Genomic DNA, 1,395 nt, shown 5'->3' on the forward strand with positions numbered 1-1,395 from the left:
CTAGTACTGCAACCGCATCTGGGGTAACGATCAAGACTGGTTGTCGTTGGTGTGACTGTGTGCTGATGAGCTGACGGTCGAGCAGGTTGTGTCGTGGTCGGAGGGGATAGCCGGTCTGCATGCCCGGTTCGCCCACCGTTTTGGCAGGTCCGAGCCCCGTGAGCGGGCGTTGGACTACCTTCAGGGGCTGATTGCGCCGCTGGAGAAGAAGAACGGTTGGACGTTGTCCGAGCAGGTCGGCCAGCTCCGCCCGGACGGTGTCCAACGCCTGCTCAACCTCTCCGACTGGGACGAGGACGCGGTCCGCGACGACATCCGGGACTTCGCCATGGAGACCATCGGCAGCCCGGACGGTGTCCTGATCTGCGACGACACCGGCTTCCTGAAGAAGGGCACCAAGTCGGCCGGGGTGCAGCGGCAATACTCCGGCACCGCCGGGAGGACCGAGAACTGTCAGATCGGCACCTTCCTGGCCTACGCCTCGGCGGCAGGACGGGCGCTGATTGACCGCGAGCTCTACCTCCCGGCGTCCTGGACGGATGACCGGGACCGCTGCCGGGCCGCTGGCATCGCCGACGAGGTCGGCTTCGCTACCAAGAACGAGCACTTCAGGCAGATGCTGCAACGAGCCATCGACGCCGGTGTGCCGTTCGCGTGGGTGACCGCAGACGAGGCATACGGACAGGTCAAGCACACCCGGTGCTGGCTGGAGCAACGCCGGATCGCGCACGTGATGGCCACCAAGGTCAACGACACGGTGATTACAACGCGTTGGGGCGAGGAACGCGTCGATCGCCTGATCGCTGCACTACCCCGGCAGCGCTGGAAGCGGATCTCGGGCGGGCAGGGCGCGCACGGGGAGCGGATCTACGACTGGGCCCGCGTTGCGATCCGGCCCTGCTGGGAGGACGGCTTCGGGCACTGGGTCCTGGCCCGCCGCAGCGTGGCCGATCCCACCGAGATCGCCTACTACGTCTGCTACGGGCCGGCCGCCTCCCGGCTGAAAGACCTGGTCAAGGTGGCCGCCGCGCGGTGGGCGGTGGAGGAGTGCTTCCAGACCGCGAAGGGCGAGTGCGGCCTGGACCACTACCAAGTTCGGCTCTACCGGGCCTGGTACCGGCACATCACGCTCTCCATGGCCGCCCTCGCCTACCTGACCGCCATCCGCGCCACGGAAGCCGTAAAGGGGGCACCGCGGAAGATAAACACGACCTCGTACCACTCAGCGTCCCGGAAGTTCGCCGATTGATCGGGCATATCGTCATCACACCCCGCCACCACACCAACGAACACCATCTGCGCTGGTCACGCTTCCGCAGACGCAGCCAGGCCCGAGCCCGCCGTTCCCACTACAAACGCCGAGGCCACAACCCCCAGATGCGGTTGCAGTACTAG

1 protein-coding gene is annotated in these 1,395 nt (G+C 66.4%); it reads left to right on the forward strand.

Annotated features, from left to right (window positions below; translation table 11 throughout):
• Positions 1 to 88 precede the first annotated feature (88 nt).
• Positions 89 to 1,249 carry an IS701 family transposase gene (locus P3G67_RS35685; protein ID WP_276097228.1) on the forward strand — a complete coding sequence of 387 codons (1,161 nt, stop codon included), beginning with the start codon at positions 89 to 91 and terminating at the stop codon, positions 1,247 to 1,249.
• Positions 1,250 to 1,395: the final 146 nt, after the last annotated feature.

This window comes from Streptomyces silvisoli (assembly GCF_029269905.1).
GTDB classification, from domain to species: Bacteria; Actinomycetota; Actinomycetes; order Streptomycetales; family Streptomycetaceae; genus Streptantibioticus_A; species Streptantibioticus_A silvisoli_A.